We start from the raw sequence: 24,104 nt of genomic DNA on the forward strand, positions 1-24,104 counted from the left end.
GCTCACTCAGGAAATACGGAAAACGTCGATGGCATACGTTAATAGACCAAGGTTTAGTTGAACCGAAGGTGCGACGGCTCTACTATCGTACGAACAACAAAATATCATTACGTAATTGATAGAGCGGCCCCATGAAGAACGTCGACATAAAAACACTCACCCTTTGTCTTGCATTGAACTGTGCGGTGAGTAATGTGTGTTTTGCCGATACCATTTCGGTAGAAGCATCCTCGGTGAACGCGCCTGCTAAAGGACAAAGTTTGCCGACATCAGTGTCTAAACCTAATACTGTCTCTTGTCCTGCCCATTTTCAACAGGTGAAAATTGCCAGTGATGCTCGTCAATGCCAGTCGTTTGACGAAAGCATGACGGCGGTGATGGTGTATCACTCCCCCGCTGAGCCTGGTGAAGTGGTAAACCTTTATCAAACAACGCATCCGGCCCTTAAGGCTCATTCTCCAGTAAACGGCCGTACCTTACTCTCTTCTAGCGATAAAGCCATTAGAGTCATTGTTAGCCCAGATAAAACAGGCTCTCAAGTGGATATCCTAGTCACATCAAAATCAAAGTAACTTGCGACTTTTTAAAATACCGATATAGATTGCTCATGTTGGCATCTGCTTTGCAATTTCATCAATAACAACACCATGACTACGCCAGGTGTCATTTTTCTGACACCTGCAGAGTTGCAAGAAGTACGCTAATTACTGATACATAAGCTAGTGCGCTTCACGTTGCTGTGCCTGTCATGGGCTTTAACTAATGATTTTTGCGAGGGTTACGATGGAATTGGCAATTATTCTAATGATGTTACTTATAGTCGTTGCGCTAGGTGCCATAAAGTTGTCAGACGGTGGTGTCGCATTTCCATTTAGGCGGAAGCCACAGCTATTTACACCAGTAGAAAACACCTTTTTAAACCTGATTGAACAGGCTATGGGAAAAGAGTTTCGGATAGTATGCCGCGTACGTCTTAACGACTTAGTGTCGGTTCGGCAGTCGGCCAGCAAGAAAACGGCGAGCCAAGCCCTTAGCAGAGCGTCAAGCCGACATCTCGACTTTGTATTAGTAAACAAGCACGATATGAGCCCCGTCATGGCTATTGATCTTGTTCATAGCCAAGGTAAAGACGGCTACAAAACCCAAAAGGACTGGTTTGTAACCGGCGCGCTCGATGCGGCTGGCCTTCCTCACGCAAGAATAAAAGTGAAATCTGGTTATACCGTTGATGATATTCGCGAGTGCTTGGAAAACAAACTGATTCCTTATCGCCGTTTACAAAATAAAATGGCGCAGCTTCCTACTCATAACCCAGAGCCGCCTAAGCGCCCTACTCGCCCCGTGCGCTCGAGTAGACCTGCTGCGGCATAAAGTACTCGTCCCCACTTCCCCTAGCCTTTGTTGCTTTGCTATTTTCTTACTCTCTGTAGCAGCAACAAAGGCATTTTTCTGTCAGTTTTTCATATTTCCTTATACAATTACGTCAAACACATGCGTGTTCACGCAAAGAAACCCACAACACCGTCGGTAGAGTTATGAAAAAAATTGGTATTTTAGGTGCAATGGACGAAGAAGTAGCGCTACTTAAAGCGTCTCTTTGGAATGTGAAAGAAACAAAGTGGAAGCACCTTACGTTTTATGAAGGCACACTAAACGATATGGAAGTGGTGTTAGTAAAATGCGGTATTGGTAAAGTTGCTGCGGCTATCGCGACTACCGTACTTATTGAGCAATTTGCGCCAGATGCAGTCGTTAACACCGGATCCGCAGGTGGCTTCGACAAGAATTTAAACATTGGTGATTTAGTGATAGCAAGTCACGTTATTCACCACGATGCAGACCTTACCCATTTCGGTTACAAATTAGGGCAGTGTGCTGGCATGCCAGAGGATTTCCGCTGTGATACTCACTTAATGGAAACCGCGCGTACCGCGGCTGCAAGCATTGTCTCGCTGCAATCTACAACGGGTTTAATTTGTACCGGCGATGCGTTTATCGGTAGCGATGAAGCAGTGGCAGAACTACGTGAAAACTTCCCTGATATGAAAGCGGTAGAAATGGAAGGCGCAGCAATAGGCCAAACTTGTCACATGCTCGACACGCCGTTCCTTGTTATTCGCTCGCTGTCGGATATCGCAGGAAAAACGTCATCTGTAAGCTTTAAAGAGTATTTAGAGACTGCCGCTAAGCATTCAGCACAGCTTGTAATGGCAATGATAAAGACCCTCGCTAAGTAAGATGACAAGCCTATTTAGCGACCCGCGTTTGCAGTCGCTACTCGTACTTTGGTTGGCTATCGCTGTCGACGCTTTGTGGCGCTGGCCTCAAAGCACTCACCCTCTAACACTTATGCGATACCTTGTTCAGCAAATGGGGCGCAAAGTCGTCCCTTCTCGCGAGTACGGGCCTGGCCAGCACTATATTTCTGGCTCACTGGCTCCGTTGGTATTGTTAGCCCCACTGGTTATTTGTTTAGCCATCTTGGTATATATGGCTCAATACCCCGTTTTTTTTGAAGCGCTCATTCTTGTGGCGCTACTCGATTTTGGGTACCAGCGTCAGCAGTACAAAAAGGTACTGGCTAGCGTAGGTAGAAACAAAAAGTCACTTGCCCGAGAAATGGTGCAAACCATCACCGCCCGACAATGCCATTCGCTTACGGATATAGGTATCGCCAAAGCCGCTATAGAGTCGTTATGGCTGAAGTTTCTTTACCTTTATTGCGGTGTTATTTTTTATTTTGTCGTTACCGGGCCAATAGGCGCGCTGATATACCGCTTACTTCTTCTTACGTCTTGGCAATGGCATTACCGAACTCCCAACATGGTTTTCTTTGCCCAACCCGTGCGCAAACTCATTTCAATACTGGTGGTACCTCCGGCGGTGATCGGCGGATTTATTACACTGCTGGTAAGTCACCCTTTAAAAGGCTTTCGTGCAATCAAGCATTCGCCGGTTAAAGATAAAACGTCGCTGTTACTTGCGCTTATGGGCGGAGTTCTTAACGTGAAACTTGGGGGCCCTGCAATGTATGCAAACAAAAAGTACCGATACACGCGCGTAGGAGGCGTTAACGACGTGAAGTACTCCCATATGTTAGCTGCAAAGAGCACGATTACCTATGCCATGATAGCGACATCCGCTTTCGCATCTTTAGCCATGTTGGGGCTGGCGCTTGTTTAACGTTGCTTTATTTATTAACTACTGTTTAAGGCAAAACAGCATGCGATCTGTATTTACACTTAGAGAGCCATAATAATGCGCTATCAATACATCACAATGAAACGAGGCAAGAGCGCTTTGCCATGCCGCATTTGTAGTTTTTGTCTTAAAAAAGCGCTGGCACTTGCCTTATTAGCTCTCACATTGTCGCTTACTTCAATAATGACGCACGCTGCACATTCAACCGCGACGGCGCAGGAAGTCACTGAACAGGCCCCCCAGCAACCTTTGAGAATTGTAAGTTTAGCTCCCCACCTAACTGAATGGGCCTTTAGTTTAGGTTTGGGTGATAATTTGGTTGGCGTAAGCGATTACAGTGACTACCCCGAACAGGCTAAAACCATACAGCGAGTCGCTGACTTCCAAGGCGCTGACATAGCACGCATAGTCGCACTTAAACCCGACTTAATTCTTGCTTGGGATGGAGGGAATAAACCGCAGGATATTCACAAACTTTCTTCCATGGGCCTTAAAGTATTTAAGAGTAAGGTTGAAAATATCGCAGACATCGCTAGCGAAATTAAGAAGCTTGGCGCTATCACCAACAGTCAGAAAAAAGCGTCGACCCTTGCCGATAATTTTATACAAAAGCTCACTGCGCTAAATCACGAGTATGCAAAAACAACATTAACACCTGTTTTTTATTATTCTTGGACTACGCCACTGATGACCGTTGGTCCAGACGCATGGGCAAATAAGTTACTACATGTGTGCGGCGCGCAAACCCTTTTTTATGACAGCCCTGTCGACTACCCACAGGTCGCATTAAAGGACGTGCTTACCCGACAACCTCAGGCACTGGTAGCCGCATCTAAAAGTGCACGAGCAGACCTTGAAGGCTTTTGGGCAGATCACCGCAGCTTTTTAAACGCACCTTTAATTGTAGTAAACCCTGATATTACCAGTCGATTTTCACTGCGATTAATAAATGAACTAAAACTGCTTTGTGAAGGTATAAATTGACGTTCTCGCGCGTTATACTTAAGTCTAGGTAATGGCAGCTTGTGCTCACAAAAGCACGCTATGTTGCAAAAGCATTCGGGGTGCTATGCGCCCATTGTACAAAGCGAATGTTTAAAGGTTCAGTGGCTCTAATATTTCATTATTACGGTAAGAGTTTCTTTTCATGCGGATTGTTGTTGCGGTTTTTCTTGTTGTGGTCGGTATTGCACTTTTCGTGTCGCTTCAATGTACGGCAAAAGCAACTTCTCAATCTCAGGCATCGGTTGCCGCATCACCTTATCTAATTGAACGAGTTGCCAACAACGACTGGCTGCTCATTGACGTGCGTTCCCCAAAAGAGTTTGCGGATGGTCATATACCCGGCGCGGTAAACATGCCTCACGAGAACATTAATGACTATTTGAGTGAGTTAGAAGGCCATAAAGATAAGCCTATTATTATCTATTGCCGTTCAGGTCGAAGAGCCAAGCTAGCAATGAAGGTTCTCGAAGATTTAGACTTTTCAGAAGTCATGCATCTAGAGGGTGACATGTTGGGCTGGAGCGCGGCAGGAATGACGGTAGATAGAATGTAAGTGCTTAGTATTTGTCTAGTGCCGATAGGTCCCCCTCCTTCTGTATTCTTACACACCCCTTATTTTTCTTACGTATTACGCTGTACACCACACCCTGTGTGATAATAAAAGCGTATGATACACTTAATAAAACTGACGCTTGTACGAACCTCTTATGAAAATAGATATCGCCACACCAGCCATGTTATTCCCTGCTATTTCTTTACTGCTCTTAGCTTACACAAATCGCTTTTTAACGTTGGCGACGATTATCAGAAACTTTTCTAAAGAAGAGCGCGACGACAATACCCAGGCACAAATCAAAAACCTGCGTTTGCGTATACAGCTTATAAAGCGCATGCAAATTGCGGGGGTTGGCAGCTTTTTTCTATGTGTCGTTTCTATGCTGGCCATTTACCTTACTTATCAGCAAATCGGTAATTGGGTGTTCGCGGCAAGTTTAGTCTCTCTACTCTACTCTTTATGGATGTCGGTGAGAGAAATACTCATCTCAGTAGAAGCATTAGATGTTCACTTAGATGGCATTAAACACAGCCCTAGTAACGAGAAAAAATAGGCAAGTTATGACGCATACTGATACGCATCAATCGGTCATGGCACGCTTTGATATAAGCTATGCCCCTCTCGCCCCTGAACATTTTTCTGGCGTAATTTCTCTTGGAAATAAGGTGCAAGGCGATAATTATCTCACACAAGCACTGTTGGCCGACTATTACGCGAAGAGCTTTGTCGGTGATATAAACGCCAGTTGGGTAGCACTTAACCGAGGTAAAGTTGTTGGCTTTCGCCTAACCTTTGCCCATACCCAGTGGCAGTTTGATAAGTGGTGCACGCCGTCGCTATGGCCCGATATGATAGAGCACGTATGTTATTTTAAGTGCAATACCGTAGACCCTGCCATGCAAGGTGAGGGCATTGGCAGCGAATTGCTGCGCAAGTCTATTTCATGCGCTAAAGCACAAGGCGCAGACGCCGGGTTAGCCCATATCTGGCTGGCGAGCCCCAGCAACAGTGCGTTTAAATATTTCACAAAAAATGGCGGGCAGTTAATTAAAAAACATGCCAATAAATGGCGCTATGCGTCTATTCACGAAGGCTATGACTGCCCGGTTTGTTCAGGATATTGTGAGTGTGAAGGCGCAGAGATGCTCCTTTCATTCTAAGCGCTGTTTTGTATTAAGCCCTCTTTATGACCTACGACCCGCTTATTTCCCGTGGTGTTTCATCATCGCTTCCGGCAGCATTAAGCTACTGGCACGCCACACATCAGCCTATGGCACAGCCTCCCCTACACAAAAAAATAAGTACTGATTATTTGATCATAGGTGGCGGCTACACCGGGCTGTCTGCTGCAATCACGCTAGCTCAAGCTAAGCAGGACGTTACGCTACTTGATGCAAATTCTCTCGGGTTCGGCTGTGCAGGCCGCAATGGCGGTTTTATCCTTTCTGGAAGCGGCCGACTGTCTTTGAGCGCCATTGAAAATAAATGGGGATATGCGGTTGCTAAGGGTATGCAGGGAGAGTTCGATGAGGCGGTGAGCTTGCTCAATCAGCGTATTACAGACTTTAATATGCAGGTCGATTTAGTAGAAGGGCCTTATTTAAAATTGGCCCATAACGTCAAGCAAGCCGAGCAACTATGCGCCAGTGCTAAACATCTTGCATCAAACTTCAATGTACCAAGCACTACCCTCACTCCAAAAGACCTAAGCGCGCGCTTTGGTATAGAAGGGGCTTACGGTGGCGTTGAGCTTGAAGGCGCATGTTTACACCCTTTAAAACTGGCGAGCGAATATGCAAGAGTCGCTAAAGAACTTGGTGCCACGCTTTTCTACGACTCGCCTGCCATTCGCATTGAAAAGCAAAAAACAGGGTACCTTGTCACCACGCCAAGCGGTTCAGTATCAGCTAAGCATATACTTATTGCAACAAACGCCTATACACCTAAACGCTTTCATGAAAGCGTAGACAATAAGCAGTTCCCCGTACAGTCGAGTATCTTTGTTACCGCTCCTTTAAATGATGAACAACGCGCTTCAACCGGGTTAACCACACCCATGAGTTTTATGGATACGCGGATGATGAAATACTACTACCGGGTGTTGCCAGACGGTCGATTGTTGTTTGGCGGCCGTGGGGCAGTAAAAGGCAAAGATGCAGATAACGCGACAGAGAAAAAGCGCCTTTACGACGCCATGGTAAAAAGCTTTCCAGCACTTAAAGGTATCGCCATGGACTATTTCTGGAGTGGTTGGGTGAGCGTGTCGCTAGATAGCATGCCACGTATTTTCGTAAACAGTGAAGCGAGCAGTAATAACGCAAAGCGCTCTGCTTATTCTATCGGTTATGCTATGGGATATTGTGGTTCAGGGGTTTCCTTTGCCGCTTTTGCCGGGCAACGCCTCGCTCAACGAATGATGGGTACAAGCGACGTCGATTTATCTCTTCCTATTTATCAATCACCACTTAAAACATACCCGTTTCCCAAGGCAAGAAGACTAGCGCTGCACGGCTTATATCAATGGGCAAAAATTGCAGAGCGTTAGTCTTAGTGAATTATTACGGTAAGTCTGCCGTATTCACCATTGTATGCAGGAAAGCGAAAACCCCATGCCATTCGACGGTAAGCGCCTTATTTATGGCGGCTTCGTTCCTATGTTGGAATTATAGGTAAAAAAAAGCCCGCTTAAATAAGCGGGCTTTCAAATACTAGTTTAGTGAGGCTTTAAGCTAGCGTGATACGGGCAAACTTGCGTTTACCTACCTGATACACGTTTTCACCTTTTTCGGTAATCACTAAACGGGTGTCTTCCACCTTATCGCCATTTATTTTAACTGCGCCTTGTTTAATCATGCGCATGGCATCTGACGTTGAACCAACAAGTTTCGCTTCTTTTAATAAATTGCCGATAGCGATGCCTTCGTCGCTTAGTGCTATTTCAAGCTCGGGCATGTCATCAGGGATGGCATTTTTCTGGAAGCGTTGAATAAAGTCTTGGTGTGCGCCTTCAGCGGCTGCATCGTCGTGGAAACGGGCAATGATTTCTTTTGCCAACATGATTTTAATATCACGCGGGTTTTCACCGCCTTCAACGCGCGCTTTAAGCTCTGCAATTTCCTCAAGAGGACGGAAGCTAACCAGGTCGTAGTAGCGCCACATCAAATCATCAGAAATAGACATCACCTTACCGAACATCTCATTAGGCGTATCTGTAATACCAATGTAGTTGTTCAACGACTTTGACATCTTTTGAACGCCATCTAAACCTTCAAGCAACGGAACCATGACAATAGACTGCTGCTTTTGGCCCTGCTCTTTTTGAAGCTCACGACCCATAAGTAGGTTAAAGCGCTGATCGGTACCGCCTAATTCAACATCTGACTCAAGAGCCACAGAGTCCCAACCTTGCACCAGCGGGTACAAGAACTCGTGAATAGCGATAGGCTGGCCGTTGTTGTAACGCTTTTTAAAGTCATCACGCTCTAGCATACGGGCCACGGTTTGGCTTGCCGCAAGTTTGATCATGCCTGCTGCACCAAGTCCGTCCATCCATTCAGAATTAAAACGAATTTCCGTTTTCTCTTCATCAAGGATCTTGAACACTTGTTCTTGATACGTTTTCGCGTTTTCTAATACCTGTTCTTTACTTAAAGGCTTGCGTGTGACATTTTTACCTGTAGGATCGCCAATAAGGCCGGTAAAATCACCAATAAGAAAAACAACTTTATGGCCTAGTTGCTGGAATGTACGCAACTTGTTGATCAACACAGTGTGACCAAGATGCAGATCAGGCGCAGTTGGATCAAAACCCGCTTTAATGGTTAGGGTTTTGCCGGATTTTAGTTTTTCAATTAAATCCTCTTCGGGGAGTATTTCATCGACGCCCCGTTTAATCTCAGCTAGCGCTGTTTGCCAATCTTTCATTTGTTAATCACACTCTTTGATAACACTACATTCAATATTGGCGGGCATTTTACGCGTACAACGGAACCATTAAAAGGTTTGCGCGTCAAAAAACGGATTACAAACAGTCATGTTGTTAAACCCAACAGCTTTGAACGCAAAATTAGCGTATTGAATAACGTTGGACTGAATGTAAGGGGGAGGGCTTTCGCAAACACGCGGTAAACCCATCCATGGGCGCTCCGCCACCGCTTCCCTGCGGTGGAGGGTTTGCTCCAGCCCTCCCCCCTCACACTCACCAATATTTAGATAACGCATAATATAATCGCGTGTTTAAGAGCTATTGGGTGTAACAATTTGCGCTAACAAAATAATGAGAAAAGTTGCATTTTTAAGCAACGTATGTGAAATAGTGCTGTGCACATAACATTTCTCAGGTGGGCTGTAGTATGAGAAAGAAATTAGACGCTTCAAAAGCGCTACATTTATATAAAAATTTACCTAAGCAACATAGAACAGGCATTGCTATCGCAAGCTTGTTTCTTGGTGGGCTTATCCTTTTGCCGTCGGAGCCCGTCGAGGCTAGCCGTCATCAAGAGGCACATATTCTAGACGCGGGGGTTCGTTACCCTGTAGATCTTCACATTACGCCTTCAACAGACGTATTTTCCGGTGAAGAAGAGTCTACGTGGCAAACCTATAAGGTTCGTAGTGGCGACACTTTAGCTAAGCTTTTTAAACGGGCGGGTTTTACCTCTCGCGACGTTTACAATGTAACGCGAGCTGGCGAGCTAAGTAAAACCTTAGTGACCTTGCTACCGGGCGATGAGCTATCGTTTAAAGCGAATAACGACGGCAGTTTTGGCGAGCTTAAATACAAGTTATCGTCAACAGAAACCTTATTTGTTCGCCCTGACACGTCAGAAGAAAACAGTAGCTTAGTGGCTGAAGTTGAAAAACGGGCCGTCGATATTCGCTATAACTTCGCCCAAGGTGAAATTCACTCAAGCTTTTGGAATGCAGCCCGCGATGCCGGGTTAACCAGCAACCAAATCATGAATTTGGCAGGTATTTTTGGCTGGGATATCGACTTTGCAATGGAAATTCGCTCTGGCGACACCTTCAATGTCGTGTTTGAAGAACAATATATCGATGGCGAATTTGTTGGTTACGGCGATATTGTTGCAGCGGAATTCACTAACCAAGGCGAACATTTTAGCGCCATTCTTCACGAAGATGGCACATATTACACGCCTGAAGGACGCAGTATGCGTAAGAGCTTCTTGCGCGCGCCGGTTAACTTCAGATACGTAAGCTCTAACTTTACTAAAGCCCGTTTCCATCCGGTACAAAAGCGTTGGAAAGCCCACCGAGGCACAGACTATGTGGCTGCCGTTGGCACCCCTATAATGGCGGCAGGGGATGGTAAAGTTATCAAAGCAGGCTATGATAAATATAACGGACATCACGTTTTCATCCAGCATGGTGAAAAATACACCACCAAGTACCTACACTTTAAGAAGCGTGCTGTTAAAGTGGGCGATGTCGTTAAGCAGGGTCAAACGGTAGGCTATCTCGGTAGTTCGGGTATGGTAACCGGTGCTCACTTGCACTATGAATTCTTAGTAGATGGTGTGCATAGAAACCCTCGTACAGTAGAACTACCAAAAGCATTACCGATAGCAAAGGAAGAGCGAGAAAGATTTATGGAAATAGCTAAACTGCGCCAGCAGCAACTTAATAACAACAAACGTATTATGCTTGCGATGAAATAGCGGCACGATGGCAAAATATATCGGCCTAATGTCAGGCACTAGCATGGACGGCGTTGACGCCGTCCTATGCGATATTACGCATACCTCTTGTAACACTCTCGCCGCCCATTCCATTCCCTACCCGACAGAATTGCTCTCAGCACTAAACGTGCTTTGCAGTGAAGGCCCTGACGAGCTTAATACGTTTAGTATTGCCGACCGACTGGTAGCGGAAGTCTTTGCGCAAGTTACTCTAGAGCTATTGGAAAAAAGCAGCCTCACAGCATCAGACATTACCGCTATAGGGTCGCATGGACAGACAGTACGTCACCACCCTAATTCAGATGTGTTGTCTGCACAGTTTTCAAATTCATCGATTCGCGGCTTTACCTGTCAACTTGGCGACCCTAATACGATTGCCGTGCTTACGGGCATAGATGTTATCGCCGACTTTAGGCGTAAAGATATCGCACTAGGGGGGCAAGGTGCCCCCTTGGTTCCAGCGTTCCACAATACGGTATTTGCTTCTAATCACAGCCATCGTGCACTGGTCAATATTGGGGGCATAGCGAATATCTCTTTGCTAGCACCAGAGCGTGATAACGTCCCCCCTAAGGGTTTCGATACAGGCCCTGGCAACACGTTAATGGACCAGTGGATTAGCCTTCACTGTAATAAACCTTTCGATAAAGACGGGGCTTGGGCTGCATCTGGCAACCCGCATAATGGGTTGCTTCAGCAACTTTTACTCGACAAATATTTCAGTTTGCCCGCCCCCAAAAGTACTGGAAGGGAGTATTTTAATATTGATTGGCTTAGCAATACGCTTGCTGACTACTTCCCTTCTAGTGCCCATTTAGAAAGTGAAGAAACAGACCTTAACTTAGCCCCGCAAGACGTTCAGGCTACCTTACTCGTTTTAACAGGCGAGACTATTGCTACTGAAATTAAGCGACACTTACCCGCGAAGAACGCCGATGGCGATGTCAGCGAAGTTATTGTTTGTGGCGGCGGTGCATTCAATAAATCGTTAGTGAAATACCTTGAAGATACATTAAGTCACTACCGCGTTTCAGACAGCTTTACCCTAGGCATTCACCCACAGCATGTAGAGGGGGCAGCGTTTGCTTGGCTCGCACACGCTTATATACATGATATACCGGGTAATGTCCCTGAAGTCACTGGCGCATCGAAACCGTCAGTGTTGGGGGCCATGTATAAAAAGACATAGAAAAAGGGCCAATGGTTATCCATTGGCCCTATCGTCGTACATCTCAGTAATTACTTAGCGATCCCCATCTCCATATCTTTGACCGCTTGAAGCTTTACATCGGCCTGCGGTTTAGCGCTCACCTTCTTAGCACGCATGTCGAAGAATCCGTAACTGCCTACAAGAAGGAAGCAAATAGCGGGAACAACATAAGAGATTACGATACCAGCGCTATCAATAATGGCTGCTTGGAAAAGCGGCATAATTGCCCCCCCTAAGATAGCCATGACCAATCCCGCCGCCCCTAGCTTAGTGTCTTCGCCTAAGCCTTCAAGAGCAATACCGTAGATGGTAGGAAACATCAGAGATAAACAAGCAGAAATTGAAACAAGTGCAATTACCCCTGCCAAGTTAGGTGACTGTGTCATGAAAATACACAATGCCATTGCAACTAGCGACATGATCATCAGTAGTCTTGCTGGATAGAGATACTGCATTAGCCACGTCATCACAAAGCGCGAAATAAGAAATACAATCATGCTGTATTGTAAAATCTCACCGCCGCTAACTTCATTGCCGCCAGTCGCTTCCATTGCATACTGAATGGTAAACGTCCATACACAAGTCTGTGCGCCAACATTGAAAAACTGAGCAAGGACACCAAAGCGGTAATGCTTATTAGCAACTAAGCGCTTCAGGGATGCACCTAAGTTCACGTCTTCCGCGCGAGCCTCTACCGACTCTTGAATTGGCGCTTTAGTAAGCGCAATCGCAATCCATACAACAACCAGCACGCAAGCCATACCAACATAAGGCAACATAACTGCATCAAGCTCTGAACCTATCACAGATTTAAGTTCACCTACCGACATAGCAGCACGCTCTTCTGCCGACGCTTGATTGAGATTGGGCAGAATAAGTGTGGCAGCCAGAAATACCCCAAGGTTTGTGCCTACCGGATTAAATGCTTGCGCCAAATTTAAGCGGCGAGTGGCACTTTTTTCGTTGCCCATCGCCATTACGTAGGGGTTTGCAGACGTTTCAAGGATCGAAAGCCCCCCTGCTAGTACAAAAAGTGCGGCCAAGAAAAAACCGTACGTCATGGTTTGACTTGCAGGGTAAAACAAAAAGGCACCGGCCGCTGCGCAACCTAAACCGGTAAGTACACCAGTTTTATACGAAAAACGTTTATTGATAAACGCAGCAGGAATTGCCAAACAAAAATAAGCACCATAATAAGCAAANTGAACAAGTGCAGATTGCAAAGACGACATAGTAAATATCTTACTAAACACCTTCACCAGAGGATCTGTCATATTTGCAGCCACCCCCCATGCAGCAAAGCAAATCGTTAACAATATAAAAGGGAGCAATGTGTCTTTGGAAACCAAAGGGGCGTTGTTTTTCATAAGAACGGCCTTTCGCTTGTAAATAATTAGTTAAGCAATTTAATCACTGCCCAGCACACCTGTCAATAAATCAATTTAATTTACTTATTAGGAATTATGCTTAAAATTATACTTTTGATGTAGAAAGGTTTTAACAATCCAGCTCTGACTTATTCGTCACCCTTTAACTATTCAAAGATAAATTCATAAATTTCATACAGATAACTCACCTATAGATTCAATAAAACTTAGCACAACGAGGTGACTAGAGTTATCAAAAACAGAAAACCCCGTTAACCAAAAAACAACACAATCTGTAAATAATTTAAATAAACAAGGTTGATTTAAATAGAAAGGTCAGATAAATTTCGCTCNAAAGCCACAAATGTTAATGCGTTGTAATCTTGCTAACTTCCAGTTTAGTTAGTTTCAACAAAGAGTTAGCAAAAACGTATTGGTGTCTGCGTTCCCTAACTAACACAAGTTTGGGTTAAACGAGCAATTTTGACAGAGAGAATAATGATGAGAAAACCTACGCGAATTAAAAATACCGGAGGCTTTCAGCAAAACCTGAGTGCAGCTTTACTATCAACCACTCTTTTGGTGTCTGGCACAGCCCAGGCCGACCAAGGCAAGTGGCAAGATGCTTTCGACTTTCAAGCAAGCTACACCGGGGAATCGGCAACTAACGTCGAAGGCGGTGAGCGCAGAGGCAGTGCATACGCAGGGCAGCTTTTTGTAGGAGGGGAGCTCGATCTAAATACCCTGTTCAACTGGGAAGATACAAAAATTCATGTTGCGATGACCAACCGACACGGTAAAAATTTAGCAGAACATTATATTGGTAACAGTACGTCGGTACAGGAAATCTTTGGCGGTCAAAACACCCGCCTCGCTCGGTTCACCATTGCCTCGACCTTTTTGGATGGCGATTTAGAACTGGAAGGCGGCCGTACCGTAGCTAATATTAGTTTCTTAGGATCTGAACTGTGTCAGTATTTTCAGACCAACGCGGCATGCGGAAACCCTACTTTTGTATTTAGAACCAGTAACTTTACTTGGTGGCCTGTGTCTAGCTGGGGTGGTCACGCAAAATATTGGCTATCATCAAACACGTATTTCCACACGGGTATTTATGAAGATAACACAAGCCATCAGGACTTAGGCGACCATGGTTTTGACTGGGCTACGAATGAAGCCACAGGCGTTGTTGTCCCTTTTACGCTAGGCTACCAGACAACGTGGGATAACGATGCGTTACCAAGAAGATATGAAATTGGCGGCTGGTATGACGGTGCTGACTACACCGACCCAGTTTTTGACGAGCAAGGAAATTATGCCGCCTTATCGGGAAATGACTACGCCGTTCGAAATGGTCGCTCCGGTGTGTTTGCTCGCTTCGAGCAGACCGTCACTCGCCCCAACCCGTCCACTAAAGAAGGGTTAACCTTATTTGGCGCTGTGCTTACCGGCACGTCGGGGGAACTGATTGAAGACTATTATCTTAAAGCGGGTTTAGTAATGCGCGGAACGCTTGCTTCTCGACCTAACGATACTGTTGGATTCGTCTTCACCCGACAGCAGTACACCGATGAGGCCTTAGAAGACCAACGTATATTGCGAGCGATGAATGGCGGTGTGGGCACCCCACCGAGTAGTCAAACAATGTTGGAGTTGAGCTACGGTTATCAGTTAAACCAACACGTTCGCATTCAGCCAAATGTACACTATATTATTAACCCCGATCAGTTCGCAGAACGCGACAGAGTTAGCGAGCTTGATGATGCGATTGTATTGGGCCTAAGGTTTGACGTAAATCTTGCGGGTCTTCTCATACAATAGTCTGTACTATTTCCCGTCAATAAAATAAGAGCGCATTAAGCGCTCTTATCAATGTAATCACCGTCATTATTATAAAGTACGGTTTAAGCAATCCAACCGCGTACAAATTGTGTATTCACTACTACTGCACATCGCTTAATGGTTACATCGTGGTGTTGTTTTGGTCAGCTGTCCATTTTTGCATACCGAAATAAGGGCCCACATGGTCATTGGTCTTATCACCAGATGAATCTTTGCGACAACGTATTACACATAAAATAAGGATAGTGAATGACAGATTCAGTACTTTTTAGCTCGTTTGATTGGGCCAGCAACACATTGCAAAACCGCATGGTATTAGCGCCAATGACGCGAGGGCGTGCGGGTGAAGACCGCATACCGAATAAAATCATGGGCGATCACTACGTTCAACGTGCCGATGCAGGTCTTATCATCACAGAGGCAACCGCCATTTCAGAAGAAGGCATTGGCTGGGTTGATACCCCTGGAATTTATACCGACGACATGGTTGAAGGTTGGCGTTCTATTGTAAATCGCGTTCACGAGGCGGGTGGCAAAATTGTTCTTCAACTGTGGCACACTGGCAGGGCCTCTCACAGCGATTTTCACAACGGAGATTTGCCCTTGTCGGCCTCGGCCATAAAAATCGAAGGTGACGAGATACACACGCCCAAAGGCAAGAAGCCTTACGAAGTGCCAAAAGCGATGACGTTAGACGATATTAAACGCACCGTGGAAGACTACAAAAAAGCAGCCATTAACGCCAAAACCGCAGGGTTCGATGGCGTAGAGGTTCACGCTGCGAATGGCTATCTTATCAATCAATTTTTAGATAGCCGTAGCAATCAACGAGAAGACAGCTATGGCGGTAATCTAGAAAATCGCTACCGCTTTTTAGCTGAGGTAATGGACGCCGTGTTAGGCGTGTGGCCAGAGGAAAACGTAGGGGTCAGATTATCGCCAAATGGCGCCTTTAATGATATGGGCGCAGATGATTTCCGCGAGACCTTTACCTATGTCGCACAACAGTTAAATAAGTTGAAAGTGGGCTATCTTCACGTTATGGACGGCTTAGCATTTGGCTTTCATGAGCGCGGTGAAGCCATGACGTTAGCCGAGTTCAGAGCGCTGTACGATGGCATGTTAATGGGTAACTGTGGCTACACGAAAGAAGACGCTGAGAAGCGACTGGCTGACGGCGATGCGGACATGATTGCCTTTGGTAGACCTTGGATCACCAACCCGGATTTGCCTACCCGTTTCAAGCATGACTACCCTCTTGCCTCATTTGACGACCCGTCGACGTGGTATGGTGGTGGCGAGGAAGGCTACAACGACTACGAGACTTACCAAGAGAAGAGTGGAAAAGAAGCAATGACATCGTTGACCTAACCAAAGGGCAGCGAGCGTTAATGTAAAAGGCAGAGCAACGCCTCTGCCTTTTAAACACGCTATTTATTACTTGAAAGCGCGCATACCTAATAGCACATAGGTTTTAGCTGAACGTTTTTTTCTTTTTCGATAGCACAGCCAATTTTTCTAAGCACGACATCCACGCAAAGTGGTGCTGATCGCATTCTTTTTTATTCATAAACCCCTGCTGCAAAAGCACTAAGCGCACTTGATTTTCTTCCGTTTCTTCAAAGTGAACGTCCACGGATGTCATAACAGACTCTTCCATGTTATCTTCCCATGCCCAAGAAAAAGACAGCTGCTCGTTAGCTAAAATAAGCACGTATTCACCGGTCAACGACATTTCTATGCCACTCGGGTACATCATTTTGATGCGGTAGCGCCCACCACTTTTAAAGTCGATCATGACTTGAGTCACCATGCAATCGCCAGGCGCAAACCACTGAGAAAGGTATTCAGGCTCATGAAACGCCGCAAAAACAAAGGGCAATGATGCATCTAGGGTCACATCAATTTTAAACTCGTGCATAACGCCGCCTTAGTTACGTTTAACTGTTAAGGGTATTTTATTTATTACTGTACACCAAAGGCCTAAAAGCGCTAAGCCCTATGTCGCTTTGATGCAGATAAAAAAATCCCGAGCCCGCGTAAGGAAAGGCCCGGGAGAAGGAGAACATCCTCATAACGGTATCGACAGCTTACAGCATTTTCTTAAGCTTAAACGTACACTTATGCACCTTTCATGAGCGAATCCATACTGGCTTTGCTGCTAAAGTGCTGTGAACATACTCTTTCGCTTACCGAGACGTACAATGCGTCAATATCAGCGTTCGCCATAAACTTCTCACAAAAGCCTGGCGCATGCGGTTCAATAAAATGCTTTGCGGCTAGCATAAAATGGGCAATTAACTGTTTTACATTGTCAGTCCCCATGGCGATACGCATTGTTGTAAGCTCTATGCCTGCCTTTTTCTGTTCATCGCTACTTAGCTCAGAGTGAGACGTAAGTGCAGGACATAAGACTATCGTATTGTTTTGACCTATGCTTACCTGATGGCTAAATGCCGGCTCTAACGCATCGAAGAAACGCACGAATACATCGCGAGGCAAGTTTGCGGGAGCCATATCTACGGTGAACAGCGTACAAGGCCAGCCATGCGTATGCTGTTTTTCACGAAGCCCCGCGTTTTCATGCTCTGGCATTGCGTGGCAGTTCACCCTAATTTGATTATGCGCGTTAAGGAAAGAGGTAAAAACCTGAGTATTAATGACTTTGGTCATCATGCGCTGTTCAAGGGTTTTCATGCCATTTAGCACATCAAATGCTTTTTCAGAATCAAGAAACGCGCCTTTAATGTAGTACACATCCCAAAACATGGTCTCAGACCAGTCTACCCCATTGACTGAACTTCCTTTAGGCTGAAACATACGATGCCCCTCGCCTATTACAACCCCCGCCGTTGTTGCCCCGCTACCACACAAGTCCTTGGTGTAGCTGTGAATAACATAGTCAGGCCGTGCAGCTTTATTTTTGTGTTGCAGCGGCTGGTGAAGCACGGGCGTTGCCAGCGTGGAATCTAACATGACTAATGCATTTTGCGCATGGGCTAGCTCACAGATTCCTGGCACATCCAAAACGTAACCATGGGGGTTACAAGGCGACTCTAAATAAACATGCATGTTAGCGCCATTATCTAGGCGATCAGCATACTCCGCTTTGGTTTGCTGCATAAATTTCGCAAAGCTTTGCGTGTCGTAACCGTCAAACCATGCTATTTGAATATCCATTCTGTTTTGTCGAGCGAAATAATCGTGAAGCAGTTGATACACGCCGCCGTAAACGTTTCGAGAAACAATGAGTACATCGCCATGGCTCAATACATTAGACAAGCAGGCGTCTATTGCAGCCATACCCGAATTAAAGTTCCACGCCAAATAGTCAGCAGCATAAGGGCCAGCTTCCATATCAACAATCGCATTAGCGAGCGAGATGTTAGTAGGATTTAATAAACGCGAGTAAATTTGATGGGTAAACTCTTTACCGTGAAACGCATCGTCTACCCATTCAGTACAGGCATACACATAGGTTGCGGTTCTAACTACCACAGGTGTTGCCGAAAACAGCGCAGTCACGTTATCAAATAAAGGATAGTGCCCCTGAGAGCCACTTCCGCTTGATAAACTTTGGTAAGTTGCGCGAAATGGGTTTTGTAACGTATCCAAAATTTTAGCGATTTGAAAAGATAGAAACTTTTTAGCATTGAAATATGCCACTCGGTCTTCTTTATCGAGCCCTTGCAGCGTATTGCTGGTAATGTCCCACAGCTGCATCACGCTCGCATGGGCGCCGTATAAATGATGGGCCGTATTCGCAAGGGCTTTGCCATACTCGCTTGAGGCATCAATGCCAAAATGAGAAAGCTGTTCTTCCACCAAACCTTCGGTGGTTTCAGCTTTAGTCGTGTTACGCTTAGGCGAAAGCACTTTAGCATTTTTTACATCAACATCGGTTGATACGGAGTTTTGATAGTTATTTTCTGACTGCATGGCGATTCCATTGCGAATTGACTTCAGATACGCGTTAGCGCGCACCAACACTATTTACAAAAATGTAAAACTTAAATCACATTTTTAGAACAACTAGTGCGACGATTTTACGTCCATGCATAGGAAAGAAAAGTTTACTTTGGGAAGGATAAGCGAATGACAGTAAGGGGTTCAAAGATGATTAAGCTGACAATTTTAAGCGATGAGGCTCATGAGATTGCTAAAGCACTTCGCGACAAACTGGCTAATAATCAGACGTTCAGACGAGGGGATGGCCAGCCACTTATCGAGCTTGAATGCGTTACCCATCGCCCTGACGCGGTCGATGCAGAAAATGTGACCGTATTACTCGCCGACCCCGACCTTACCGCTTCTATCATTGATAAGTGTTCAACATTGGTCTGGTGCCAGTCAACCTGGGCGGGTAACGCCCCGCTTCTCAACGCCACTAAAACAGACTACAACCTAACTGGGCTAAAAGGTATTTTTGGCAAACTTATGCGTGAATACGTTTTTGCCTATTTACTTCAGCATGCCAGAAACACAAAGGCTTTTGAGCAAAACCAGCGCGCCGGTGTGCCGAAATGGGAAGCGTCGCAACGCATTCCCCTACATGGCCAAACACTAGGCGTTGCGGGGTTAGGCAGTATAGGCCAAGCACTTATTCCTGTCGCCCACGCTTTGGGTATGAAGGTTGTAGGCTTAACGAGAAGTGGCGACAATATAAAAGGGGTAGAAAAGGTGTACACACCAGACACTATCACAGCGTTTGCAAATGCATGCGATCACGTAGTGAATTTAATGCCAGATACACCTAGCACCCATAATTTACTGTCTAATGACTTTTTTAGCGCACTGAAAAGCCATAGTGTTTTCATTAACGCAGGACGGGGCAGCGCAGTTGATGATGAGGCGCTGCTTAATGCGCTTAATAGCGGCGCCTTTGCCCATGCTGTGCTCGATGTATTTCGCGAAGAGCCGTTAGATACAACACACCCCTTCTGGCACCACCCTAACATCACCATTACCGCCCATACCGCCGCTGAGTCTCAGCCAAGTGACGTGGCAGACGTGTTTCTAGACAATGCCAAGCGCTACCTTGAAGGCCAACCACTTAAATACCAATTTGACTTTTCCCGTGGGTACTAGAGGAAAACCTAGCTTCGAGGGTCTGTGGCGGTAACTTCAATACGGTTGTGATGCTGTTCATGAAACTCCAGCAGTTGAGGGTAATCCTTCATGTCGTGTAGTTCTCTAAAGAGCACCCAATCAATCATGGTGTACAAGCAAATCTCTGGGTATGTCCAGCCGCTGAAGCCACCTGCATCCAGTTGTTCGGATAATGCGCTAAGCACTGCTTCAATGCGCTCGTTTTGAAGTCTGAAGTACATCTTATCTTGGCTAATGTCGAAATCAGAACGCTTGAGTAACATCAGCTGTACAAATGAATCGTTAGCCGCATCGATTAAGGTCAACTGGTTCTCTTCTTCCCAACTCAAGCCTTCGTGATCCAGCTTGTCAGCGAGGTAGTTATAAATAATACGGGAGTCAAAAATCATTTGGCCGTCATCTTCGAGGCACGGAACTTTAAGCGTTGGGTTACGAGAGACGAGTAGTTCGCGATCTTCACCTGAGAATATTTGAAGGTTTAAAAACGCATGCTCCGTAGACGCCAACACAATACGAATACGGCGAACATAAGGAGAGGTGGTAGAGCCATACAGTTTCATAAACGCTGTCCTAAACAGTTATCGTCGATGAATCAAGTGTAGCCACGAAAAGTAAACAAAGGAAAGACGAAAAGTGCGACAACCGATAGGCATACAGAATGTTGCGATGTATACCTATCTAAGTCTTCGCGAGTACAACTCAATAGCGCTAAACGCTGAAGCTTGCGCCACAGCCACAGGTTGTAGTGGCATTTGGGTTCTGTACTAGGAATCGAGAACCTTCCAGCCCATCCACATAATCCACTACACCACCTACAAGATATTGTAAGCTCATAGGGTCAACCACCAAGGTCACGCTGTCTTTTTCAATGGTCATATCGCCTTCATTTACTTTCTCATCGAACGTGAAGCCGTATTGAAAGCCCGAACAACCACCACCTGTTACGTATACACGTAATTTCAAATCAGGATTTTCTTCTTCTGAAACAAGGGTTTTCACTTTCGCTGCGGCAGCGTCGGAAAACTCTATTGGCAACGCCGTTTCTACAGACATACCCACCTCTACATTAACCTAGTGCGATTGCACTTTGTGCTTGGCCGCAATTATCTAATACTTGCGGATAGTTAGCAATTATTGGGGCGAAACTTAACGATTCAACCGTATGCTACCCCATCTCTCATGGTTAAAGGGTAAAACGGAAAGTATCTGTTTAAAACCGCCAAACTGCTAACGCTTGTACGGTGTTGTCCTTTTCTTGCGTACCCAGCTTGTTGTTCCAGTACTGATATTCAATACCAAGAAACAACCTGTCTTTAACGTCAAAAAACGCATTTCCTGCATCCCAGCGTACTTGTGCTTGTGCCAATACCCACGATTCGACAGTGACGCCCGGTATTTCAGAAGAACGCTCATCGATATACTCAACGTGGCCTTCGATGTAGAAGTGTTGAGATTTAATCGCTAATGGATATCGCCAAGCAAGATCTAGCATCCAGCTGTCACCTTCTTTTGGTGCGCCGCCTGCGCTAATGCCTTCGCTGTCGTCTATGTACCCAGCAATCAGAAGGTTTAAAAATTGGAAGCCGTCTACATCTAAATGTAGCTGAACACCTGGTAAATACTTAAGTACATCTGACTCGGGAGCCATATTCACGCCCATAACAACACTAATATCTTTCAATACCCCGCCGTAGGTACTGTCAAAAAGAGCGTGGGTACTCAGGCTTGGATACCACTCAGCGTAGAGAGAGTCGTCGTCCTCGGTACTGGCATAGTCTACGAAGAAAAAATGTTGGCCGTACTCCCAACCACTGGCATGCTGAAACGTGACTATCGTTGTATCTGATGTGGTGCCCGACACGTCGGCGAAAGGCTGGTTTAACTTGCCTTGCTGAATATGAAGTTCATTTTCGCTCCAAAGCGATGCAAAAGAAGGAGAGGAGAAGAGCATAAGGAATAAAAGAAAGAACGTGTAAACATTGAACTGCATGTTCTAATCCTGATAGCTTAAATTGACAGGTAAGTGTAGACGTTCTTTTTATTTCTGCACGGCTGGTCGCGAAAAATTAATAAAAACACTTATAGAATGAAATTACTCATTGAATAGTAAGAGATTTATTATGATAGATGGCGCTAAAAAACCAACCACCCCAAGTCTTTTTGACGATTTTGGAAGTTCTCGTTTTAAAAGTAAGGATGAATACAAAAACGCACTTGTAAGCTATCAGGAAGCGTTATTCCACGTGCAGCAGTCCTATTATCATCAAAAGAAACGAGCGCTTATTGTCTTTGAGGGGTGGGATGCCTCGGGTAAAGGTGGTGCCATAAGGCGGCTAACAGAAAAACTAGATCCTAGAGGTGTTTCTGTTTTCCCAGTGGCTAAGCCTGCCCAATCAGATCAGGAAAAACACTTTTTATATCGTTTTTGGAAACACATCCCGCCCCCTGGTTCACTTCATATATTTGACCGCTCCCATTATGGTCGAGTGCTTGTGGAACGAGTGAACAGCCTTATTGAACGCCCTATTTGGCAGCGCAGCTACCGCGAAATTAACGAATTTGAGCAAACGCTGAGTGATAACGGCGTACGCATTGTAAAACTGTTTATGCATATATCATCTAAAGAACAAAGGGAACGTTTTGAAGAGAGGTTACATAACCCATTCAAACGCTGGAAGTTAACTGAAGAGGACTTACACAATCGTCGAATGCGAAACGAATATATTGCCGCCGCAAATGAAATGTTTAAACGCACCCACACGTCTTATGCGCCTTGGCATATTATTAATGGGGAATACAAATGGCAGGCGCGTATAGACGTACTTGAAACTATCGTCAACGCGCTAAGCGAAGGTGTTGAGGTTGCGCCTCCGCCTCTTGATGAAAACCTTATTGCCCAGGCTTCAAAGCAGCTTGATGTCGACGAAGCACTCATTGCGCAAGCTAGGCGTAGTGATTAGTTTTTACTCACTTTCACCGCCTAGCTTGCCAAGCAATTGATTCGTGACTTTGTAATACCTTCAGCTGTTGCTATCAGGTAATGTAACGTTCAATTCTAGTACGCTGCACTCGTCGTTATTGTCTAGCTGCACCGACACCTGGTCATCGGCAATAGTGACGTATTTACGGATAACCTGAATAATCTCTTGCTGCATCATGGGCAAATAGTCAGGCTCGGTGCGCTTCTTACGTTCATGGGCCACAATGATTTGTAACCGCTCCTTGGCAACCGCCGCAGTGCTCGGTTTTTGCTTCTTTTTGAGTAAGTCAAAAATGCCCATTACTTCCCTCCTAGCAGACGCTTAAAGAACCCTTTTTTCTCTGCATCAAGGAAACGATGTGGAACAGTTTCGCCTAGCAGACGTTTAACGGCGTCAGCATAAGCTTGTCCTGCGTTAGCCTCTTCGTCAAGAATAACCGGTTGCCCTTGGTTCGATGCTTTTAGCACTGATTCTGACTCTGGAATAACACCTAATAGTGGGATAGCGAGTATTTCTTCAACATCAGCAACACTCAGCATTTCGGCGCTTTCTACCCGAGACGGGTTGTAGCGGGTCAAAAGAAGGTGCTCTTTTACCGGCTCGCCTTTTTCAGCACGCATTGACTTGCTTTGTAAAATACCCAGGATTCTGTCTGAATCGCGCACTGATGATACCTCAGGGTTTGTAACCACAATGGCCTCGTCAGCAAAGTACAATGCCATTTGTGCGCCCTGCTCAATACCTGCTGGAGAGTCGCAGATAATAAACTCGAAGTCCTTTTTAAGTTCATCGAGTACGGCCTGAACACCATCAACGGTTAGGGCATCTTTATCACGGGTTTGAGAAGCCGGTAGAATAAACAAGTTTTCTGTGCGCTTGTCTTTAATAAGGGCCTGCTTAAGCGACGCTTCTTTATTAATAACATTCACAAAATCGTAAACAACACGACGCTCACAGCCCATGATCAGATCGAGGTTTCGCAAACCCACATCGAAGTCGATCACCACGGTTTTGTGCCCTGCTAATGCAAGCCCTGTACTAATTGCTGCACTTGATGTGGTTTTACCCACACCTCCCTTTCCTGAGGTTACTACGATAATCTTTGCCATCTATTCTTTCCTATTAGTGCGTACA

25 protein-coding genes are annotated in these 24,104 nt (G+C 45.5%); 15 read left to right on the forward strand and 10 right to left on the reverse strand.

Translation table 11 applies throughout. The features are described from left to right. Window positions 1-131 precede the first annotated feature (131 nt). The 9 genes from MADE_RS15495 (at window position 132) to MADE_RS15535 (ending at window position 7,307) form a co-directional block, all read left to right on the forward strand. Window positions 132-572 carry a hypothetical protein gene (locus MADE_RS15495; RefSeq protein ID WP_012519581.1) on the forward strand — a complete coding sequence of 147 codons (441 nt, stop codon included), beginning with the start codon at window positions 132-134 and terminating at the stop codon, window positions 570-572. Window positions 573-783: 211 nt separating this feature from the next. Next, on the forward strand, window positions 784-1,371 hold the full coding sequence (locus MADE_RS15500) for a DUF2726 domain-containing protein (protein WP_012519582.1): 588 nt from the start codon (window positions 784-786) through the stop codon (window positions 1,369-1,371). Window positions 1,372-1,535: 164 nt separating this feature from the next. Next, a complete protein-coding gene (locus MADE_RS15505; RefSeq protein ID WP_012519583.1) occupies window positions 1,536-2,237 on the forward strand; it encodes a 5'-methylthioadenosine/adenosylhomocysteine nucleosidase in 702 nt (233 codons plus the stop codon). A 1-nt stretch (window position 2,238) separates the two neighbouring features. Then, a complete protein-coding gene (locus tag MADE_RS15510; RefSeq protein ID WP_012519584.1) occupies window positions 2,239-3,183 on the forward strand; it encodes a cobalamin biosynthesis protein CobD/CbiB in 945 nt (314 codons plus the stop codon). A gap of 75 nt (window positions 3,184-3,258) precedes the next feature. Next, the gene (locus tag MADE_RS15515) at window positions 3,259-4,185 is read left to right on the forward strand and encodes a cobalamin-binding protein (RefSeq protein WP_012519585.1); all 927 of its coding nucleotides are present in this window, start codon (window positions 3,259-3,261) and stop codon (window positions 4,183-4,185) included. 163 nt (window positions 4,186-4,348) lie between these two features. Next, window positions 4,349-4,759, forward strand: coding sequence for a rhodanese-like domain-containing protein (locus MADE_RS15520; RefSeq protein WP_012519586.1), 411 nt, complete (start codon window positions 4,349-4,351; stop codon window positions 4,757-4,759). A gap of 154 nt (window positions 4,760-4,913) precedes the next feature. Further along, complete coding sequence (locus tag MADE_RS15525) at window positions 4,914-5,315, forward strand: DUF2721 domain-containing protein (protein WP_012519587.1); 402 nt, start codon at window positions 4,914-4,916, stop codon at window positions 5,313-5,315. 7 nt (window positions 5,316-5,322) lie between these two features. Then, a complete protein-coding gene (locus MADE_RS15530) occupies window positions 5,323-5,922 on the forward strand; it encodes a GNAT family N-acetyltransferase (protein ID WP_012519588.1) in 600 nt (199 codons plus the stop codon). A 26-nt stretch (window positions 5,923-5,948) separates the two neighbouring features. Next, window positions 5,949-7,307 (forward strand): NAD(P)/FAD-dependent oxidoreductase, encoded by a 1,359-nt coding sequence (locus MADE_RS15535; protein WP_012519589.1) that lies wholly within the window; start codon window positions 5,949-5,951, stop codon window positions 7,305-7,307. A gap of 179 nt (window positions 7,308-7,486) precedes the next feature. Here MADE_RS15535 and tyrS read toward each other — a convergent pair whose 3' ends face one another. Then, window positions 7,487-8,686 (reverse strand): tyrosine--tRNA ligase, encoded by a 1,200-nt coding sequence (gene tyrS / locus MADE_RS15540; protein WP_012519590.1) that lies wholly within the window; start codon window positions 8,684-8,686, stop codon window positions 7,487-7,489. A gap of 69 nt (window positions 8,687-8,755) precedes the next feature. Further along, window positions 8,756-8,983 carry a hypothetical protein gene (locus tag MADE_RS15545; protein ID WP_012519591.1) on the reverse strand — a complete coding sequence of 76 codons (228 nt, stop codon included), beginning with the start codon at window positions 8,981-8,983 and terminating at the stop codon, window positions 8,756-8,758. 131 nt (window positions 8,984-9,114) lie between these two features. Here MADE_RS15545 and MADE_RS15550 point away from each other — a divergent pair, with 131 nt between their 5' ends. Continuing rightward, complete coding sequence (locus MADE_RS15550; protein WP_012519592.1) at window positions 9,115-10,440, forward strand: OapA family protein; 1,326 nt, start codon at window positions 9,115-9,117, stop codon at window positions 10,438-10,440. A gap of 7 nt (window positions 10,441-10,447) precedes the next feature. Then, on the forward strand, window positions 10,448-11,650 hold the full coding sequence (locus MADE_RS15555) for an anhydro-N-acetylmuramic acid kinase (RefSeq protein WP_020744816.1): 1,203 nt from the start codon (window positions 10,448-10,450) through the stop codon (window positions 11,648-11,650). 50 nt (window positions 11,651-11,700) lie between these two features. Here the strand turns inward: MADE_RS15555 and fucP are convergent, their stop codons facing one another. Further along, window positions 11,701-13,038 carry an L-fucose:H+ symporter permease gene (gene fucP / locus MADE_RS15560; protein WP_023559872.1) on the reverse strand — a complete coding sequence of 446 codons (1,338 nt, stop codon included), beginning with the start codon at window positions 13,036-13,038 and terminating at the stop codon, window positions 11,701-11,703. A 501-nt stretch (window positions 13,039-13,539) separates the two neighbouring features. Between fucP and MADE_RS15565 the strand changes: the two genes are divergently transcribed. Further along, window positions 13,540-14,859 carry a carbohydrate porin gene (locus MADE_RS15565; RefSeq protein WP_012519595.1) on the forward strand — a complete coding sequence of 440 codons (1,320 nt, stop codon included), beginning with the start codon at window positions 13,540-13,542 and terminating at the stop codon, window positions 14,857-14,859. Window positions 14,860-15,129: 270 nt separating this feature from the next. After that, window positions 15,130-16,251 (forward strand): alkene reductase, encoded by a 1,122-nt coding sequence (locus MADE_RS15570; protein ID WP_012519596.1) that lies wholly within the window; start codon window positions 15,130-15,132, stop codon window positions 16,249-16,251. Window positions 16,252-16,354: 103 nt separating this feature from the next. Here the strand turns inward: MADE_RS15570 and MADE_RS15575 are convergent, their stop codons facing one another. Together MADE_RS15575 and MADE_RS15580 are read right to left on the reverse strand one after the other, a co-directional pair. Then, window positions 16,355-16,801: an SRPBCC family protein gene (locus tag MADE_RS15575; protein WP_012519597.1), complete on the reverse strand. Its 447-nt coding sequence runs from the start codon at window positions 16,799-16,801 to the stop codon at window positions 16,355-16,357. Between the two features lie 200 nt (window positions 16,802-17,001). After that, window positions 17,002-18,819: a trans-sulfuration enzyme family protein gene (locus MADE_RS15580; protein WP_012519598.1), complete on the reverse strand. Its 1,818-nt coding sequence runs from the start codon at window positions 18,817-18,819 to the stop codon at window positions 17,002-17,004. Window positions 18,820-18,975: 156 nt separating this feature from the next. Here MADE_RS15580 and MADE_RS15585 point away from each other — a divergent pair, with 156 nt between their 5' ends. Next, the gene (locus MADE_RS15585) at window positions 18,976-19,968 is read left to right on the forward strand and encodes a D-2-hydroxyacid dehydrogenase (protein ID WP_023559874.1); all 993 of its coding nucleotides are present in this window, start codon (window positions 18,976-18,978) and stop codon (window positions 19,966-19,968) included. An 8-nt stretch (window positions 19,969-19,976) separates the two neighbouring features. On the opposite strand, the gene MADE_RS15590 is transcribed toward MADE_RS15585, so the two are convergent. The 3 genes from MADE_RS15590 to MADE_RS15600 form a co-directional block, all read right to left on the reverse strand. After that, window positions 19,977-20,549 (reverse strand): glutathione S-transferase family protein, encoded by a 573-nt coding sequence (locus MADE_RS15590; protein WP_012519600.1) that lies wholly within the window; start codon window positions 20,547-20,549, stop codon window positions 19,977-19,979. Between the two features lie 148 nt (window positions 20,550-20,697). Next, window positions 20,698-21,042, reverse strand: a complete 345-nt coding sequence (erpA, locus tag MADE_RS15595) for an iron-sulfur cluster insertion protein ErpA (RefSeq protein ID WP_012519601.1) — start codon at window positions 21,040-21,042, stop codon at window positions 20,698-20,700. A 157-nt stretch (window positions 21,043-21,199) separates the two neighbouring features. Next, window positions 21,200-21,979: a hypothetical protein gene (locus MADE_RS15600; RefSeq protein ID WP_012519602.1), complete on the reverse strand. Its 780-nt coding sequence runs from the start codon at window positions 21,977-21,979 to the stop codon at window positions 21,200-21,202. A gap of 130 nt (window positions 21,980-22,109) precedes the next feature. Between MADE_RS15600 and MADE_RS15605 the strand changes: the two genes are divergently transcribed. Next, window positions 22,110-22,949 (forward strand): polyphosphate kinase 2 family protein, encoded by an 840-nt coding sequence (locus MADE_RS15605; RefSeq protein ID WP_012519603.1) that lies wholly within the window; start codon window positions 22,110-22,112, stop codon window positions 22,947-22,949. Between the two features lie 60 nt (window positions 22,950-23,009). Here MADE_RS15605 and minE read toward each other — a convergent pair whose 3' ends face one another. Both minE and minD read right to left on the reverse strand, forming a co-directional pair. Beyond that, the gene (minE, locus tag MADE_RS15610) at window positions 23,010-23,270 is read right to left on the reverse strand and encodes a cell division topological specificity factor MinE (protein ID WP_012519604.1); all 261 of its coding nucleotides are present in this window, start codon (window positions 23,268-23,270) and stop codon (window positions 23,010-23,012) included. Then, a complete protein-coding gene (gene minD / locus MADE_RS15615; protein ID WP_012519605.1) occupies window positions 23,270-24,079 on the reverse strand; it encodes a septum site-determining protein MinD in 810 nt (269 codons plus the stop codon). The genes minE and minD overlap by 1 nt, the downstream gene beginning before the upstream one ends. Window positions 24,080-24,104 lie beyond the last annotated feature (25 nt).

It is taken from the genome of Alteromonas mediterranea DE (assembly GCF_000020585.3).
Classification (GTDB): Bacteria; Pseudomonadota; Gammaproteobacteria; order Enterobacterales; family Alteromonadaceae; genus Alteromonas; species Alteromonas mediterranea.